Origin of the sequence: Micromonospora sp. NPDC049301, from assembly GCF_040678715.1 — a bacterium.
Taxonomy (GTDB): Bacteria; Actinomycetota; Actinomycetes; order Mycobacteriales; family Micromonosporaceae; genus Micromonospora.
In genome coordinates this window covers 1-16,447 of the sequence record NZ_JBFAQO010000005.1, presented here as the reverse complement: position 1 = coordinate 16,447, position 16,447 = coordinate 1, and the positions used below count along the sequence as shown (strand labels likewise).

Genomic DNA, 16,447 nt, shown 5'->3' with positions numbered 1-16,447 from the left:
ACTCACGGCATGTACCGGCGGCGCGACACGCGCCGCGAGCAGCTGGTCGCCGAGATCACCAACAACCTGCGGCGGTACGCGGTGGACGCCCAGCACGTCGGCCACGCGTTCGCCAACCTGCACGGGCTCAACCCGACCGACCTGAACGCGCTGCTCGCCGTCATGGACGCCGAACTCCTTGGTGATCCGATCACCCCCGGCCGCTTGGGCGAGCACCTCAACCTCTCGTCCGGTTCGGTCACCGCCCTGATCGACCGGCTGGAGCGAGCCGGCCACATCCGCCGGGACCGGGACACCGTCGACCGGCGCAAGGTGCTGCTGCACTACGCCGACCAGGGGGCCGCGCTGGCCATGGAGTTCTTCCAGCCCCTCGGCGCCCGTACCGACGCGGTGATGGCCGAGTTCGGCGACGACGAGCTGGAGGTGGTGCACCGGTTCATGGCGCGGATGAGCGACTCGCTGCGGGCGCACCGCGACGCCGTGCGCGCCGCCCGACCCGAACCGACCCGCCGCCCGACGGGCTGACCGGTGCCGGACCGGCTCGTCGCCCGTCTCGCCGGCGCCGCGCTGCGGCTTCCCGCGACCCGCCCCGGCCCCGTGCGGGTCACCCGTGACATCCCGGTCCGGGCCCGCGACGGCGTCGTGCTGCGCACCGACCACTACGCCCCGGCCGTCCGGGACGCGCCCACCGTGCTGATCCGCACCCCGTACGGGCGGGGCGGACCACTGCGGCTGCTCGGCCGGCTGCTCGCCGCCCGCGGGCGGCACGCGGTGATCCAGTCCTGCCGGGGCACCGGCGGCTCCGGCGGAACGTTCGCGCCGCTGGTGCACGAGCGCGACGACGGGGTGGACACCCTGGACTGGCTGCGCCGCCAGCCGTGGTGGGCCGGCGCGCTCGGCATGTTCGGGGTCAGCTACCAGGGCTTCGCGCAGTGGGCGCTGGCCGCCGACGCCGGTGACGACCTGCGCGCGATGGTCGCGGTGGTGACCGCCTCGGCCACCCGGGACTCGACGTACGCGGGGGAGTCGTTCGCCCTGGACACCGTGCTGACCTGGGCGGAGCTGTTGCACGCGCAGACGGTGCCGTGGCTGGCCCGGCAGCGGGAGCTCAAGCGCGGGCAGCCCCGGCTGGCCGCCGCGCTGGAGCACCTGCCGCTCGCCGGGGCGGACCGGGTGGCCACCGGGGTGACGATCCCGTTCTTCCAGGAGTGGCTGCGCCACCACACCCCGGACGCCCCGTACTGGCGGACCCGGGTCTTCGCCGACCGGGTGGCCCGGGTGCGGGCGCCGGTGCTCATGGTCACCGGCTGGCACGACATCTTCCTGCCCGCCCAGCTCGACGACCACGCCACCCTGCGCGCCGTTGGTGCCCGGCCACGCCTGGTGATCGGCCCCTGGACGCACGGCAGCCCCGGCCTGTTCGTGGCCGCCCTGCGGGAGGGGCTGGCCTGGCTGGACGAGCACCTGACCGGGTCGGCTCAGGCGGGGGACAACCGACCCCGCCTCGGCGGGTCGCCCGGGTCAGCCCCGGTGCGGCTGCACGTGGGCGGCGCCGGCGGCGGCTGGCGGGACCTGCCGGACTGGCCGCCGCCGGCGGTCGACACGGCCTGGCACCTGCATCCGGGCGGCGAGCTGGCGGTGCGGCCGCCGATCCCCTCGCCGCCGGACGAGTTCCGGTACGACCCGGCCGACCCCACCCCGTCGCTCGGCGGGCCGCTGCTGGTGGCGCAGCGGGCCGGCCCGGTGGACAACCGGCGCGTTGAGGCCCGCCCCGACGTGCTGACGTACACCAGCGCGCCGCTGACCGCGCCGGTCGAGGTGATCGGCCCGGTGCGGGCCGAGATCCACGTTCGCAGTGAACTCGCGCACCTGGACGTCTTCGTCCGGCTGTGCGATGTGGACCGTCGCGGTCGATCGTGGAACGTGTGCGACGGGCTGGTCCGGGTCGCGCCCGGGCGGTTTCCGGCCGACCCGTCCGGGGTGCGCCGCGTTCCGGTGCCGCTCTGGCCGACGGCGTACCGGTTCGCCGCCGGGCACCGGCTGCGGGTGCAGGTCACGGGCGGCGCCCATCCGCGCTGGGCGCGCAACCCGGGAAGCGGCGAACCCCTCGGCGCGGCCGTGACTCTGCGTGCCGGCTGGCGGCAGGTTCTGCACGACCCGACGTACCCGTCGGCGCTGCGGTTGCCCATCGTCCACTCTGGCTCGCGACGATCTCCAAAGTGAACAGATGCCCTCTGAGCTGGGCATTAGCGGTTTGAGCGGGCTATCGTAGGCTCAACGCCCGGCGCCGTGCACCAGTAGGCCGGGTTCGCCCGTAGCCCCGCGCCGCGTACGCGGTGTGACGCCGTGCCCGGCCCCCGCTCATCGAAGGGGGGACCCCATGACCCGGGCCCCGGCGAACCTGTTGGCCGTCCGCACGCTTCTGCTGGCCCACCTCGACAACGCCCCCGGACCGGACGACCTGGAGCCGGCGGAGGTCGGCATCGTTGGCGATCCGGCGCACCGGGGCGGCTACCACTGCGGATCGGACCGGGTGGTCGCAGGCGACTACTCGGTGGTGGAGTCACCCCGGGACCGGGCCGGCCTGACCCTGGACGCGGCCGCGTTGGACGTCGGCGGCTTCGAGGTCCGATCCGGTGGCGGGACGCACACCCTGCCCAGCTTCTCGCTCTGGTGCGTGGGGCAGTGCGGCGCGAACGCCGCCGACACCCGGGACATCCGCGAGATCATCTACAGCCCCGACGGCAGCACCGTGAAGCGGTGGGACCGGCTCGGCAAGCGCAGCACCGGCGACGTTTCGCACCGGTGGCACACCCACTTCAGCTTCTTCCGTGACGCCATCAAGGCGGGCCGCGACCAGCGACCGCTGTTCCGCCGTTACCTCAGCTCCATCGGACTCCTGGAGGAGAACGACATGACCCCCGAAGAACACGCCTGGCTGGCCACCGTCCACAAGAACCTGACCGTGCTGGACGGCCGCAACCCGATCGGTCAGATCTACACCCGGATGGCGATGGGCGAGGACGCGACCGCGACGAACTACGTGCCGGCACACCCGACGTTGAAGTCACTCGGCGCGCAGGTGAGTGCCCTGCAGACCGCGCTGACCGCGTTGGCGGGCCGGGACTTCACCGACGAACCGGCGATCGTCCAGGGCGTGCTGGCCGGGCTGACCCCGGAGAAGATCGCCGCGGCGATCCCGCCCACCCTGGCCAAGCAGGTCGCCGACGAGTTGGCCCGCCGGCTGGTCGCCTGAGCCGTGGGACCCGGGATCTCTATTCGCAACGGCAGTTCCGCAATAGGTGTTGCGTAACCGCCGTTGCGGATGGCAGGCTCGGCGGCATGGAGAGCCCCGACGTACGCCAGGTCACCGACTCGCGGGTGCTGGCCGCCATGGCCCACCCGCTGCGCCGCCGGCTGATGGACGTGCTCAAGGTGCACGGCCCGTCGACCGTCGGCATGCTCGCCGAGCACACCGATCAGGCGCCCGCGAACGTCAGCCACCACCTCAAGGTGCTCGCCGCCGGCGAGCTGGTCGCCGAAGCCCCCGAGCTGGCCCGGGACCGGCGCGAGCGGTGGTGGCGGCTGGTCACCCGGGGGGTGCGCTGGTCCAACACCGACTTCGACGCCGACCCGGCCGCCCGCGCGGTCGCCGACGCCGCCACCTCGCTCAACCTGGACCGGCACGTCGCCCTGGCCCGGGCGTGGCACGGCGCCGACGAGGCGGCGCAGGCGGCCTGGGACGACGGGCCGTTCTCCACCGACCGCTGGCTGCACCTCACACCCGACGAGCTGGCCGAGCTCAGCCGCGAAATGATCGACCTGCTGGCCCGTTGGGCCGACCGGGAGGTGCCCGACGACGGGCGCGACCGCCACCCCGTCTTCGTGTTCGCCCACGGCGTCCCGGCCCGGCCGTGACCACGGTCACGCACACCGACCCGAGCCCGGTCCGCCCGAGCGGCGGGCTGCTGCGGCACCGGGACTTCCGGCTGCTCTGGATCGGCCAGGCGGTCAGCAGCGTCGGCAGCAACGTCACCACCGTCGCGCTGCCGCTGGTCGCGGTGGCGGTGCTCGACGCCGGCGCCTTCCAGGTCGCGGTGCTCACCGCCGCCGCCTGGCTGCCGTGGCTGCTCATCGGCCTGCCGGCCGGCGCGTGGGTGGACCGGCTGCCGCGCCGGCCGGTGATGGTCGCCTGCGACGTGTTCTGCGCGGTGGCGTTCCTCAGCGTGCCGCTGGCCGCCGCACTGGACCGGCTCACCGTCTGGCACCTGCTGCTGGTCGCGCTCGGCGCCGGCACCGCACGCGTCTTCTTCGAGACCGCCGACCAGGTGTACCTGCCGGTGCTGCTGCGAGCCGACCAGTTGCCGGAGGGCAACGCGAAGCTGCAGGCCACCCAGACCGTGAGCTATGTCGTCGGGCCCGGCCTCGCGGGCCTGATCGCCCAGCTCACCGGTGCGGTCGCCGCGCTGCTGCTCGACGCGGTCACGTTCCTGCTCTCCGCGGCCTGCCTGCTGCGGATCCGCACCGTCGAGCCGCGCACCCGGCGGGCCGACGCGTCCCGGTCGCTGCGCCGGGACATCGCCGAGGGGCTGCGCTTCGTCGTCCGCGACCCGTACCTGCGGGTACTGACGGTCTTCGGCGCGGCCAGCAACATCGGGCTGATCGGTTACCAGGCCGTCCTGGTGGTGTTCCTGGTCCGTGAGCTGCGGCTCGAGCCGGGCCTGGTCGGCGTCCTGATCGCGGTGATGAGCGCCGGGGGGATCGTCGGCGCGCTGCTGGCCACCGCGCTGGCCCGGCGCTGCGGCACCGCGCGGGCCATGCTGCTCGGTGCGGCCCTCACCGGGCCTCCCGCACTGCTCATTCCGCTGGCCACGCCCGGCGTCGGGCTGGTCTGGCCGGCCCTCGGCGGGGTCCTGATCGGCCTCGGTGTGGCCATCGGCAACGTCGTCAAGGGCAGCTTCCGGCAGACGTACACCCCGCACCACCTGCTCGGTCGGGTCACCGTGAGCATGCATCTGCTCAACTACGGCACCATCCCGCTGGCGGCCGTGCTGGCAGGCGCCCTCGGCGCGTGGTACGGCGTCGGGAACGCAATTACGGTGATGACCGCCTGGTTGGCGGTCACCCCGTTGATTCTGTTGATCGGGCCGCTCCGGCGGCGGCGGGACCTGCCCGCCGCCCCGGCGGCGTCTTGAGTGCGCTGCGGCGGCGGCCGGAGAACGACCGCCGCTACCGGCACGGAGCTACATCGGGCGGACGTTGTCCGCCTGCGGACCCTTCTGCCCCTGGGTCACCTCGAACTCGACCTTCTGGCCCTCGTTGAGCTCCCGGTAGCCGCTCGAGGCGATGGCGGAGTAGTGGACGAACACGTCCGGCCCTCCACCGTCCTGCTCGATGAAGCCGAAGCCCTTTTCCGAGTTGAACCACTTAACCGTGCCGGTTGCCATGCATCTCTCCCTGTTCAAAGCGGCTGACCCTCGGCCTGTGGCCGATGATCGCCCGTACCTGTCCGACAGTAACGGTCGAAACGCCGATCTGCCGGCCGAAGTGCCGTAGGTCTTCGACGGAACTCGGGTGAACTCTGCGCGCCGGGCACGCGAAAGTCACCCCGACCACCCGCCGCTGCGGCATGCTTGCGCCGATGAGGGGTGCCGCAGCCGCCGCGCTGTCCGAGCTGGAGCGCGAAATCGACGCGCCCGGCGCCGGCCTGGACCGGCTCCGGCTGGTGCCCACCCCGTTCGTCCCGGAGGTCCGGCTGCACCTGGCCGAGGACGCGATCGTCTGGTGGGCCCGGATGGAGGCGGCCGTCGGGCACGCCCTGCCGCCGCCGTTCTGGGCCTCCGCCTGGGCCGGGGGCCAGGCACTGGCCCGCCACCTGCTGGACCACCCCGAGCTGGCCGCCGGCCGGCGGGTTCTCGACCTCGCCGCCGGGTCGGGGCTGGTGGCCATCGCCGCCGCGCTGGCCGGCGCGCGGCAGGTGGTCGCCAACGACATCGACCCGTACGCCGTCGCCGCCGTCGTCGTCAACGCGCGAGCCAACCGGGTCGCCGTCGAGGCCACGGGGGACGACCTGCTCGACAGCATCGACGCGGCGGCGGACCTGGTCGTCGCGGGCGACGTCTTCTACAGCCGCGCGATGGCCGACCGGATGCTGCCGTTCCTCCAGCGGGCCGCCGCAGGCGGCGCCGAGGTGCTGGTCGGCGACCCCGGCCGGGGGCATCTGCCGGCGGACGGGTTGACGGTGCTGGCCGACTATCCCGTGCCCACCACCGAACCGTCGGTGGACTCGTCGCTGCGCCGGGTGCAGGTGCTGCGACCGGCCTGAGGCCGGGCCGTCTCAGGGGCGACCCCGAGGCGGATCCCAGGGGTCGCTGGGGGGTGCGACCGGATGTCCACGGTGGTGCGGCGGCCATAGCGTACGAGGCATGACGCAATGGCTGACCCAGGTCGGGGAACTGCCCATCCTCCTGCTGATGGGCGCGCTCGGGTTGGTCATGCTCTTCGACGCCGTACCGCTGCTGGGTGTCCTGGTCCCGGGTGACGTGGCGATTCTGGCCGCGGTCGGGGTGGGCCGCCCGGCCACCGGGCTCGCCACCTTCACCGCGGTGCTGGTCGGCTGCCTGGTCGGCTGGTCGTTGAGCTTCCTGGTCGGTCGCCGGTACGGGGAGCGGCTGCGGCGCAGTCGGGTCGGCGACTGGATCGGCGAGGCGCGCTGGGCGGCAGCGGAGGGGATCCTGCGTCGCGGTGGGGGCCGGATGGTGGTGGTCGCGCCGTTCCTGCCGGTGTTCAACGCGCTGCTGCCGCTGGCCGCCGGCGGACTGCGGATGTCGTACCGGAGGTTCCTCGGCTGCGCGGCGCTCGGCGCGACGGCCTGGGCCGGTCTCTACCTCGCGCTGGGCACCGCGTCCCGCTCGCTGGCGGGGCTGCTGCCGGGAGAGTCAAGTCCGCTGCTGGTCACCATGGGTGTCGGGCTGGTGCTGGCCGCCGTGGTGCTGCTGAGCACCCGGCGCCGACTGCGCGCGGTCACCGGGGCGCCGACGTCCTGACCGGTTCGACCCGACGGCGGGTGCGGGGGTGCGCCCGCGCGGTCGGGTGGGTGGTGCGGGGCCGGCCGGGGGGCCGGCCCCGCCGGCGTCACCACCCCCGGGCGCGCCACTGGGGCAGGGCCGGGCGTTCCGCGCCGAGCGTGCTGTCCTTGCCGTGACCGGGATAGAACCAGGTCTCGTCCGGCAGCCGGTCGAACAGCTTGTGCTCGACGTCGTCGATCAGCGCGGCGAAGCGCTGCGGGTCCTGGTCGGTGTTGCCGACTCCACCTGGAAAAAGGCTGTCCCCGGTAAAGAGATGCGGAATGCCGGCCGGGTCGCGGTAGAGCAGCGCGATCGAGCCCGGGGTGTGCCCCTTGATGTGGATGACCTCCAGCGCGCAGTCGCCGACCGGCACGGTGTCCCCGTCGGCGAGCCGCTCGGCCTCGATCGGCAGCCCGGCCGCGTCGTCGGCGTGCACCAGCGTCCGGGCGCCGGTCTTGGCGACCACCTCCTCCAGCCCCACCCAGTGGTCCATGTGCTGGTGGGTGGTCACCACGGCGGTCAGCCCGCCGTCGCCGATCAGCTCCAGCAGGCGGGGCGCCTCGTTGGCGGCGTCGATCAGCACCTGTTCGCCGGTGGCCGTGCAGCGCAGCAGGTAGGCGTTGTTGTCCATCGGGCCCACCGACAGCTTGCTGATGGTGAGCCCGTCCAGCTCCCGTACCGCCGGCGCGCCGCCGGGGGTGACGTCTCCGCTGTATGTCATGACGTTTCTAGATCCATTCCGGTGGAGTAGGCAGGGGACCGTCGGGAGTGACGGCGAGCGTGTCGCCACCGTCACGGCCGATCAGCCAGGCGGCGACGTCGGAGGCGGGACCGGTGATGACCGGTGCGCCCGCGCGCTCCCCGATCACCAGCTCGTGCTGGCTGCCGTCGAAGCGCAGCACCATCGACGGCGGCGCCGGCCGGTCGGCGTGGTGGGCGGCCACCTCGTGCAGCAGCCGGTGGGCGAACGCCTCCGGCCAGTCGGCGGGCCGGTAGTCGGCGGCCAGGTCGAGGTGGTGCACCTCGATCTCGCGCAGCCGGCCCCACACGAGCAGCGCGGCGGGCCACGGGCCCCGGCGGGTCTGCACCGTCGCACCCCACGCGTCGACCGGCATGGCCGCGACCGCGTCGGTGAACCGGTCCGCGGTACGCCGCAGGTCGTCCAGATGCTCGGCCGGTGGCCGGCCCGCGCCGGCCTCGATGTCCGCCACGCGGGCCTCCGGCGAGGCGTACATCGGCAGCGGCTCGCCGGTGCGGGCCGCGGTGAGCAGGTTGACGAAGCCGTCGGCGTTGCGTGCCAGGTGCGCCAGCACGTGCCCCCGCGTCCAGCCCGGCAGCAGCGACGCGGCCGCCAGGTCCGCGTCGTCGAAGGACGCCGCGGTACGCAGGAGTCGACTGGTGGCGTCGTCCACCTCGCCCATCAGCAGCAGTGGGTCGGTGGTCACGCGTCGACCCTAGCGGTCCGCTGTCGCGCCGTCGCCAGGGAAATCGCTTTCGGCGCGTCGGGGCGCGCCCTACCGTCAGCGGCATACGCGGCACCGGGACGTCGGACGGAGGTGGTGACCATGCCGGACGTGGCACGTGTGTTCCGCCATCACCAGCTTCGACACCGATGAGGATGCCATGACGATCGATCTGACCGCGCTCGGCTGGGACGCCGAGCGGGCCGCGTACGCCGGGCGACGCGGCAACCACCACCCGGGCCGGGTGGCCCGGGTGGACCGGGGGGTCTGCACCGTGCTCACCGCGGCCGGCCCGGTCCGGGCCAGCCTGGGTGGGGCGGTGCTGGCCGCCGCCGCTCGGGACCCCTCGGCGCTGCCCTGCGCGGGGGACTGGGTGTTGCTCGCGCACTGGCCGGACCGCCGCACCACCGTGGAGGCGGTGCTGCCCCGGCGTGCCGCGCTGATCCGCCGGACCGCCGGCAAGGACGCCAGCGGCCAGGTGCTGGCCGCCAACCTCGACGCCGCCGCCGTGGTGGAGCCGGTGCACCCGGAGCCGGACGTCGGCCGGATCGAGCGGCTGCTCTCCCTGGCCCACGAGTCCGGCGCCCGGCCGCTGGTCGTGCTGACCAAGGCCGACCTCGCGGCCGACCCGGCCGCGCTGGCCCGCCAGCTCGCCGCGGTCGCCCCCGATGTGCCGGTGCTGCCGGTCAGCGCCGAGCGCGGCCTCGGCCTGGAACCGCTGCGCGCCGAGGTGGCGCCGGGCCGCACGCTCGGCCTGCTGGGGCCGTCCGGCGCCGGCAAGTCGAGCCTGGTCAACGCGCTGGCCGGCGCGGTGATGATGCCGACCCAGGCGATCCGGCGGGTCGACGGCAAGGGCCGGCACACCACCACGTGGCGGGCCCTGGTGCCGATCCCCGGCGGCGGCGCGGTGATCGACACTCCCGGCGTGCGGGCGGTCGGCCTGCTGGACGGCGTCGCCGGGCTCGACCGGGCGTTCGCCGACATCGCCGGGCTGGCGGAGGGCTGTCGGTACGCCGACTGCGGGCACGACGGCGAGCCCGCCTGCGCGGTCCGCGACGCGTTGCGCACCGGGGAGCTCTCGACCCGTCGCTGGGAGAACTGGCGGCGGCTGCAGGGGGAGGTCGCCCAGGAGAGCAGGCGGCGGGAGGCGCGGCTGGCCGCGGAGCGGCGTGGCGGGTGGCGTTCCGCCCGGCGCCGGGCGACCCGACCGCCGGCGCCCGGGGGTTACTGACGGGCCCGGCCGACCGGGCTGAGCTGGGGGAATGTGTGGGCGGGGGAAACTGTCATACCTCGGGGCTAGAGTTGCCGAGGCGTGTTTTCCGCGCCCGCACGACCGCTCAGAACCACCCCAGAGCGGGACACATCCTCCGCTTCATCTTCACCCGGGAGTACACGGACCGTGGCCGACCGACTGATCATCCGTGGCGCGCGCGAGCACAACCTGCGTGACGTCAGTCTCGACCTGCCCCGGGACGCACTCATCGTGTTCACCGGGCTGTCCGGGTCGGGCAAGTCGAGCCTGGCCTTCGACACGATCTTCGCCGAGGGGCAGCGGCGCTACGTCGAGTCGCTCTCGTCGTACGCCCGGCAGTTCCTCGGCCAGATGGACAAGCCCGACGTCGACTTCATCGAGGGGCTGAGCCCGGCCGTCTCGATCGATCAGAAGTCGACCTCGCGCAACCCGCGCTCGACCGTCGGCACCATCACCGAGGTCTACGACTACCTCCGGCTGCTCTTCGCCCGCATCGGTGAGCCGCACTGCCCGGTCTGCGGCGAGCGGATCTCCCGCCAGAGCCCGCAGCAGATCGTCGACCGGGTCCTCGCCATGGCCGAGGGCACCAAGTTCATGGTGCTCGCCCCGGTCGTCCGCGGCCGCAAGGGCGAGTACGTCGACCTCTTCGCCGAGCTGCAGGCCAAGGGCTACGCCCGGGCCCGGGTCGACGGCGTGGTGCACCCGCTGACCGAGCCGCCGAAGCTCAAGAAGCAGGAGAAGCACACCATCGAGGTGGTGATCGACCGGCTCACCGTCAAGCCGAGCGCCAAGCAACGGCTGACCGACTCGGTCGAGGCCGCCCTGGGCCTCTCCAGCGGCCTGGTGCTGCTCGACTTCGTCGACCTGCCGGAGGACGACCCGGACCGGGAGCGCCGCTACTCCGAGCACCTGGCCTGCCCCAACGACCACCCGCTCGCCATCGAGGACCTCGAGCCCCGGGTCTTCTCCTTCAACGCGCCGTACGGCGCCTGCCCGGAGTGCACCGGCCTGGGCACCAAGAAGGAGGTCGACCCGGAGCTGCTGGTGCCCGACCCGGAGCGCACCCTGCGCGAGGGCGCCATCCAGCCCTGGTCGACCGGCCACAACCTGGAATACTTCCTGCGCCTGCTGGAGGCGCTCGGCGAGGCCCAGCACTTCGACGTCGACACCCCGTGGCGGGCGCTGCCGGCTCGGGCGCAGAAGACGATCCTGCACGGCTCCGACGACCAGGTGCACGTGCGCTACCGCAACAAGTACGGCCGCGAGCGCTCCTACTACACCGGCTTCGAGGGCGTGGTGCAGTGGATCGAGCGCCGGCACTCCGACACCGAGTCCGAGTGGTCCCGCGACAAGTACGAGGGCTACATGCGCGACGTGCCGTGCGCGGCGTGCGGCGGCGCCCGGCTCAAGCCCGAGGTGCTCGCGGTCACCCTGGCCGGCAAGAGCATCGCCGAGGTCTGCAACCTGTCCGTGGGGGAGTGCGCCGACCTGCTCGCCGGCATCGAGCTGACCGACCGGCAGAAGATGATCGCCGAGCGGGTGCTCAAGGAGATCAACGCCCGGCTGCGGTTCCTGCTCGACGTCGGCCTGGACTACCTCTCCCTGGACCGGCCGGCCGGCACCCTCTCCGGCGGCGAGGCGCAGCGCATCCGGCTGGCCACCCAGATCGGCTCCGGGCTGGTGGGCGTGCTCTACGTGCTCGACGAGCCGTCGATCGGGCTGCACCAGCGCGACAACCACCGGTTGATCGAGACGCTGATCCGGCTGCGCGGCCTGGGCAACACGCTGATCGTGGTGGAGCACGACGAGGACACCATCCGCACCGCGGACTGGATCGTCGACATCGGGCCCGGCGCCGGCGAGCACGGCGGCAAGATCGTGCACAGCGGCTCGGTGCCGGCCCTGCTGAAGAACAAGGAGTCGGTCACCGGGGCGTACCTGTCCGGGAAGCGGTCGATCCCGACGCCGAAGTCGCGCCGCCCGCAGGACGCGGCCCGCGAGCTGGTGGTGCACGGGGCGCGCGAGCACAACCTGCGCAACCTGACCGTCGGGTTCCCGCTGGGTCAGCTGATCGCGGTCACCGGGGTCAGCGGCTCGGGCAAGTCGACGCTGGTCAACGACATCCTGTACGCGGTGCTGGCCAACCAGATCAACGGCGCCCGGCTGGTGCCCGGCCGGCACACCCGGGTCGCCGGCCTGGAGCACGTGGACAAGGTCGTCGGCGTGGACCAGTCGCCGATCGGCCGGACGCCGCGCTCCAACCCGGCCACCTACACCGGCGTCTGGGACCACGTCCGCAAGCTCTTCGCCGAGACCACCGAGGCTAAGGTTCGCGGGTACGGTCCGGGGCGGTTCTCGTTCAACGTCAAGGGCGGGCGCTGCGAGGCGTGCTCCGGCGACGGCACCATCAAGATCGAGATGAACTTCCTGCCCGACGTGTACGTCCCGTGCGAGGTCTGCAAGGGCGCCCGGTACAACCGGGAGACCCTCGAGGTGCACTACAAGGGCAAGACCGTCTCGGACGTGCTGGAGATGCCGATCGAGGAGGCCGCGGAGTTCTTCTCCGCCATCCCGGCCATCCACCGTCACCTCAAGACGCTGGTCGACGTCGGCCTCGGCTACGTCCGCCTCGGCCAGCCCGCGCCGACCCTCTCCGGTGGTGAGGCCCAGCGGGTCAAGCTCGCCTCCGAGTTGCAGAAGCGCTCCACCGGGCGGACGGTCTACGTGCTCGACGAGCCGACCACCGGCCTGCACTTCGAGGACATCCGCAAGCTGCTGATGGTCCTGGAGGGGCTGGTCGACAAGGGCAACACGGTGATCACCATCGAGCACAACCTCGACGTGATCAAGACGGCCGACTGGCTGATCGACATGGGCCCGGAGGGCGGGCACCGGGGCGGCAGCGTGCTCGCCACCGGCACCCCCGAGGAGGTCGCCGAGGTGCCCGAGAGCCACACCGGCCAGTTCCTGCGCCAGGTGCTCAAGCTCGACGGCGAGGCCAAGGGCGCGACGGCCGCCACCAACCGGGCCGCCCGGGCCAACGGCACCGCCAAGACCCGGGCCCCGCGCAAGGCGACCGCCGGCGCGCGCTGAGCCGACCCGACGCCGGCGGTGCCCAGTCGGGCACCGCCGGCGTTTCCCATTTCCTGGGTCGAGGCCGTGCCACCGTGAACCATCCGGCACAGTTGCCCGTGTTGACCAGTGTGGCCGGGAGATCAGGACCGGCACAGCGGCCGAGAGAGAGGCGAGGCATGAGCGACGATCAGGCGCTGACCGGTCCGGGTACGCAGACCCGTCGGGCCCTGCTCACCGGCGTCGGGGCGGTCGGCGCGGCCGTCGTCCTGGCGGCCTGCGGCACCGACGACGCCGGTGACGGAGGCGCCGCCCCGACCAGCGGCGGCCCGGCGGTGCCCAGCACCGGTGACGCGGGCGGCGGCGATCGGCAGGGCGCCCAGTCGCTCGCCACCACCGCCGACATCCCGGTCGGTGGCGGCAAGGTCCTCGCCACCGACGGCGTGGTGATCACCCAGCCCACCGCCGGCCAGTTCAAGGGCTTCAGCCCGATCTGCACGCACCAGAACTGCCCGGTGACGAACGTCGACGGCGGCACGATCAACTGCACCTGCCACGGCAGCAAGTTCTCGATCGAGGACGGCTCGGTGAAGGCCGGTCCGGCCACCAAGCCGCTGCCGCCGAAGAACATCAAGGTCACCGGCGACCAGATCTCGCTGGCCTGATCGGTCCGGGCGCCTGATCGACTCGGGCTCCGGGGGTGTCCGGCGTTCGCCAACGCCCCGACGTTCCGGAGCCCGAGTCGATCTAGCGCTTCGCATGGTCTGTCGGTGCCGCGGACTAGGCTTGCTGACGTGGCTGACCCCTCTACCTACCGTCCCGCACCCGGCACCATCCCGGAGTCCCCGGGGGTCTACCGCTTCCGCGACGGCACCGGTCGGGTGATCTACGTCGGCAAGGCGAAGAACCTGCGCAGCCGGCTCAACTCCTACTTCGGCGACATGTGGAACCTGCACGAGCGCACCCGGCAGATGGTCACCACCGCCGAATCGGTGGACTGGATCACCGTCGGCACCGAGGTCGAGGCGCTCCAGCAGGAGTTCACCTGGATCAAGCAGTACGACCCCCGGTTCAACGTCCGCTACCGCGACGACAAGTCGTACCCCTATCTAGCCGTCACCCTCGACGAGGAGTACCCGCGACTCCAGGTGATGCGCGGCGCGAAGCGCAAGGGCGTGCGCTACTTCGGGCCGTACTCGCACGCCTGGGCGATCCGGGAGACCCTCGACCTGCTGCTGCGGGTGTTCCCGGCCCGGACCTGCTCCGCCGGCGTGTTCAAGCGGGCCGGCCAGGTCGGCCGGCCGTGCCTGCTCGGCTACATCGGCAAGTGCTCGGCGCCCTGCGTCGGCAGCGTCTCCGCCGACGAGCACCGGGCTATCGTCGACGGCTTCTGCGACTTCATGGCCGGGCGCACCGACACCATGGTCCGCAAGATCGAACGTGAGATGACCGAGGCGAGCGAGCAGCTCGAGTTCGAGCGGGCGGCCCGGCTGCGCGACGACGTGGCCGCGCTGCGCCGGGCGATGGAGAAGCAGACGGTGGTGCTGGGCGACGGCACCGACGCCGACGTGGTCGCGTTCGCCGACGACCCGCTCGAGGCGGCGGTGCAGGTCTTCCACGTCCGCGACGGCCGGGTCCGCGGCCAGCGCGGTTGGGTGGTGGAAAAGACCGAGGAGCTGACCACCGGCGACCTGGTGCACCACTTCTGCACCCAGGTGTACGGCGGCGAGCACGGCGAGGCCGACGTGCCCCGCGAGCTGCTGGTGCCCGAGCTGCCCGCGGACGCCGACGCCCTGGCCGACTGGCTCTCCACCCACCGGGGCAGCCGGGTGTCCCTGCGGGTGCCGCAGCGTGGCGACAAGCGCTCGTTGATGGAGACGGTGGAGCGCAACGCCAAGGACGCGCTGGCCCGGCACAAGCTCAAGCGGTCCGGTGACCTGACCACCCGGGGCAAGGCGCTGGACGAGATCAGCGAGGCGTTGGGCATGCGCACCTCGCCACTGCGCATCGAGTGCTTCGACATCTCGCAGATCCAGGGCACCGACGTGGTGGCCAGCATGGTGGTCTTCGAGGACGGGCTGCCCCGCAAGAGCGAGTACCGGCGGTTCATCGTCCGGGGCGCGACCGACGACCTCTCCGCGATGTCCGAGGTGCTGCGCCGCCGCTTCGCCCGCTACCTCGACGCGCGGGCGGAGACCGGCGAGGTGGGGGTCGAGCCGGCCGACGATCCCGCCGCGCCGGGCGGCCTGGGTGAGATCGACGAGCCGCAGGTCGGCATCCTGGTCGATCCGACCACCGGTCGGCCGCGCAAGTTCGCGTACCCACCGCAGCTGGTGGTCGTCGACGGCGGCGCGCCGCAGGTCGCGGCGGCCGCCCAGGCCCTCGCCGAGCTCGGGATCGACGACGTGGCGCTGTGCGGGCTGGCCAAGCGGCTGGAGGAGGTCTGGCTCCCCGACGACGAGTTCCCGGTCATCCTGCCGCGCACCTCGGAAGGGCTCTACCTGCTGCAACGGGTACGCGACGAGGCGCATCGCTTCGCCATCACCTTCCACCGGCAGCGCCGCTCCAAGCGGATGACCGAGTCGGCGCTCGACAATGTGCCCGGCCTGGGCGAGGTGCGGCGCAAGGCGCTGCTGCGGCACTTCGGCTCGCTCAAGCGGCTGTCCGCCGCCACCGTCGAGGAGATCACCGAGGTGCCCGGGGTAGGCCGGCGCACCGCCGAGGCGATCCTGGCCGCACTCACCAAGGGCACGAAGGCCGACGAGGACGCCGAGGCCACACCGGGTCCGTGAACCCGGTGTGGCTGCCATCCGGCACGACCACGACCTGACCGTGCACCCGCCACCCCAGGCTGGCCCGTCTGGCCCTGCTTCTGCGCCGGGCCCGGCCGGCCACAGGCGGCGCGTTCGTGCGCTGGGCCGGCCATCAGGCGGCACCCATACCAGTGAGCCCTATACCTCAGAGTCATAAATATGACTCTGAGGTATAGGGCTCAACCGGCAGGTCTCGCCCGCCCCCCGGGTCCGCCGCCCCCGGGTCCGCCGCCCCCCGGGTCCGCCGCCCGGCGTCACCGGTGCCCGGCGTCACCGGTGCCCGGCGTCACCGGTGCCCGAACAATGTCCGCGTGTCCCGCCGCCGGTGAAGATCTGCGCAACTTCGGGGAAGTTGCTGCCTCCCGACGCGTCGAGGCCGCAGTTTCCCGGAAAGTGCGCGGATCTTGCATCGGGTCGCGCACCAGGTGGTCGAGTGTTGCGGCCTCGGCTCGGCCGCTGAGGGGTGATCGACTCGGTGTCGGCGACATTGGGGCATCCGAGCGCCCGGCTGGTGGGGTGGCTCGATCTCAAAGGCCCGGCGTGATGGCCGACCCGCGCAAGACCGTCCGGGCGCTTGCGCGCTGACTGTCCGGTTCAGGGTTGGCCCGGGTGGGTGTGGTGTCCGGTTTGGGTGTCGGTGTGGGGTGGGCGGGGCCACCCTCAGCGTGGAATCGGGGGCCGGCCCGGGTCGTTATACCTGGCAGATCACCGCGGCTTGACCGGCGCGGTGCGGCAGCCCCGGGGAACACCCCGCCGGCCGCCACGTTACATCCCCGGGAC

14 protein-coding genes are annotated in these 16,447 nt (G+C 73.0%); 11 read left to right on the top strand and 3 right to left on the bottom strand.

Annotation, left to right across the window (positions count from 1 at the left end; all coding sequences use genetic code 11):
* The first annotated feature begins 9 nt into the window (after positions 1-9).
* From AB0K07_RS15915 to AB0K07_RS15895, 5 genes are all read left to right on the top strand, one after another.
* Positions 10-525 (top strand): MarR family transcriptional regulator, encoded by a 516-nt coding sequence (locus AB0K07_RS15915; RefSeq protein ID WP_363756599.1) that lies wholly within the window; start codon positions 10-12, stop codon positions 523-525.
* A 3-nt stretch (positions 526-528) separates the two neighbouring features.
* Positions 529-2,223 carry a CocE/NonD family hydrolase gene (locus AB0K07_RS15910; protein WP_363755645.1) on the top strand — a complete coding sequence of 565 codons (1,695 nt, stop codon included), beginning with the start codon at positions 529-531 and terminating at the stop codon, positions 2,221-2,223.
* Positions 2,224-2,380: 157 nt separating this feature from the next.
* A complete protein-coding gene (locus tag AB0K07_RS15905; RefSeq protein WP_363755643.1) occupies positions 2,381-3,256 on the top strand; it encodes a hypothetical protein in 876 nt (291 codons plus the stop codon).
* 86 nt (positions 3,257-3,342) lie between these two features.
* Positions 3,343-3,918 (top strand): metalloregulator ArsR/SmtB family transcription factor, encoded by a 576-nt coding sequence (locus AB0K07_RS15900; protein ID WP_363755641.1) that lies wholly within the window; start codon positions 3,343-3,345, stop codon positions 3,916-3,918.
* A complete protein-coding gene (locus tag AB0K07_RS15895) occupies positions 3,915-5,195 on the top strand; it encodes an MFS transporter (protein WP_363755639.1) in 1,281 nt (426 codons plus the stop codon). Before AB0K07_RS15900 ends, AB0K07_RS15895 begins: the two co-directional genes overlap by 4 nt.
* A 48-nt stretch (positions 5,196-5,243) precedes the next feature.
* Here the strand turns inward: AB0K07_RS15895 and AB0K07_RS15890 are convergent, their stop codons facing one another.
* Positions 5,244-5,447 carry a cold-shock protein gene (locus AB0K07_RS15890; RefSeq protein ID WP_007462771.1) on the bottom strand — a complete coding sequence of 68 codons (204 nt, stop codon included), beginning with the start codon at positions 5,445-5,447 and terminating at the stop codon, positions 5,244-5,246.
* A gap of 194 nt (positions 5,448-5,641) precedes the next feature.
* Between AB0K07_RS15890 and AB0K07_RS15885 the strand changes: the two genes are divergently transcribed.
* A complete protein-coding gene (locus tag AB0K07_RS15885) occupies positions 5,642-6,325 on the top strand; it encodes a 50S ribosomal protein L11 methyltransferase (protein ID WP_363755637.1) in 684 nt (227 codons plus the stop codon).
* Between the two features lie 100 nt (positions 6,326-6,425).
* Positions 6,426-7,046: a VTT domain-containing protein gene (locus AB0K07_RS15880; RefSeq protein WP_363755635.1), complete on the top strand. Its 621-nt coding sequence runs from the start codon at positions 6,426-6,428 to the stop codon at positions 7,044-7,046.
* Positions 7,047-7,134: 88 nt separating this feature from the next.
* On the opposite strand, the gene AB0K07_RS15875 is transcribed toward AB0K07_RS15880, so the two are convergent.
* Together AB0K07_RS15875 and AB0K07_RS15870 are read right to left on the bottom strand one after the other, a co-directional pair.
* Entirely contained in the window at positions 7,135-7,788 is a 654-nt protein-coding gene (locus AB0K07_RS15875) for an MBL fold metallo-hydrolase (protein ID WP_363755633.1), read from the bottom strand.
* A 7-nt stretch (positions 7,789-7,795) separates the two neighbouring features.
* Complete coding sequence (locus AB0K07_RS15870; RefSeq protein ID WP_363755631.1) at positions 7,796-8,512, bottom strand: maleylpyruvate isomerase family mycothiol-dependent enzyme; 717 nt, start codon at positions 8,510-8,512, stop codon at positions 7,796-7,798.
* Between the two features lie 178 nt (positions 8,513-8,690).
* On the opposite strand from AB0K07_RS15870, the gene rsgA reads away from it, so the two are divergent.
* The 4 genes from rsgA (at position 8,691) to uvrC (ending at position 15,646) form a co-directional block, all read left to right on the top strand.
* The gene (gene rsgA, locus AB0K07_RS15865; protein ID WP_363755629.1) at positions 8,691-9,761 is read left to right on the top strand and encodes a ribosome small subunit-dependent GTPase A; all 1,071 of its coding nucleotides are present in this window, start codon (positions 8,691-8,693) and stop codon (positions 9,759-9,761) included.
* 168 nt (positions 9,762-9,929) lie between these two features.
* On the top strand, positions 9,930-12,875 hold the full coding sequence (uvrA, locus tag AB0K07_RS15860; RefSeq protein ID WP_363755627.1) for an excinuclease ABC subunit UvrA: 2,946 nt from the start codon (positions 9,930-9,932) through the stop codon (positions 12,873-12,875).
* A 158-nt stretch (positions 12,876-13,033) separates the two neighbouring features.
* On the top strand, positions 13,034-13,519 hold the full coding sequence (locus tag AB0K07_RS15855; protein ID WP_363755625.1) for a Rieske (2Fe-2S) protein: 486 nt from the start codon (positions 13,034-13,036) through the stop codon (positions 13,517-13,519).
* Positions 13,520-13,648: 129 nt separating this feature from the next.
* A complete protein-coding gene (gene uvrC / locus AB0K07_RS15850; RefSeq protein WP_363755623.1) occupies positions 13,649-15,646 on the top strand; it encodes an excinuclease ABC subunit UvrC in 1,998 nt (665 codons plus the stop codon).
* Positions 15,647-16,447: the final 801 nt, after the last annotated feature.

Bases quoted from the DNA above. Each gene is read 5' to 3' on its own strand.
- AB0K07_RS15900 (WP_363755641.1), top strand. From the start codon at position 3,343: ATGGAGAGCCCCGACGTACGCCAGGTCACCGACTCGCGGGTGCTGGCC.
- AB0K07_RS15885 (WP_363755637.1), top strand. From the start codon at position 5,642: ATGAGGGGTGCCGCAGCCGCCGCGCTGTCCGAGCTGGAGCGCGAAATC.
- AB0K07_RS15880 (WP_363755635.1), top strand. From the start codon at position 6,426: ATGACGCAATGGCTGACCCAGGTCGGGGAACTGCCCATCCTCCTGCTG.
- AB0K07_RS15855 (WP_363755625.1), top strand. From the start codon at position 13,034: ATGAGCGACGATCAGGCGCTGACCGGTCCGGGTACGCAGACCCGTCGG.
- AB0K07_RS15890 (WP_007462771.1), bottom strand. From the start codon at position 5,447: ATGGCAACCGGCACGGTTAAGTGGTTCAACTCGGAAAAGGGCTTCGGC.
- AB0K07_RS15905 (WP_363755643.1), top strand. From the start codon at position 2,381: ATGACCCGGGCCCCGGCGAACCTGTTGGCCGTCCGCACGCTTCTGCTG.
- rsgA (WP_363755629.1), top strand. From the start codon at position 8,691: ATGACGATCGATCTGACCGCGCTCGGCTGGGACGCCGAGCGGGCCGCG.
- AB0K07_RS15915 (WP_363756599.1), top strand. From the start codon at position 10: ATGTACCGGCGGCGCGACACGCGCCGCGAGCAGCTGGTCGCCGAGATC.
- AB0K07_RS15875 (WP_363755633.1), bottom strand. From the start codon at position 7,788: ATGACATACAGCGGAGACGTCACCCCCGGCGGCGCGCCGGCGGTACGG.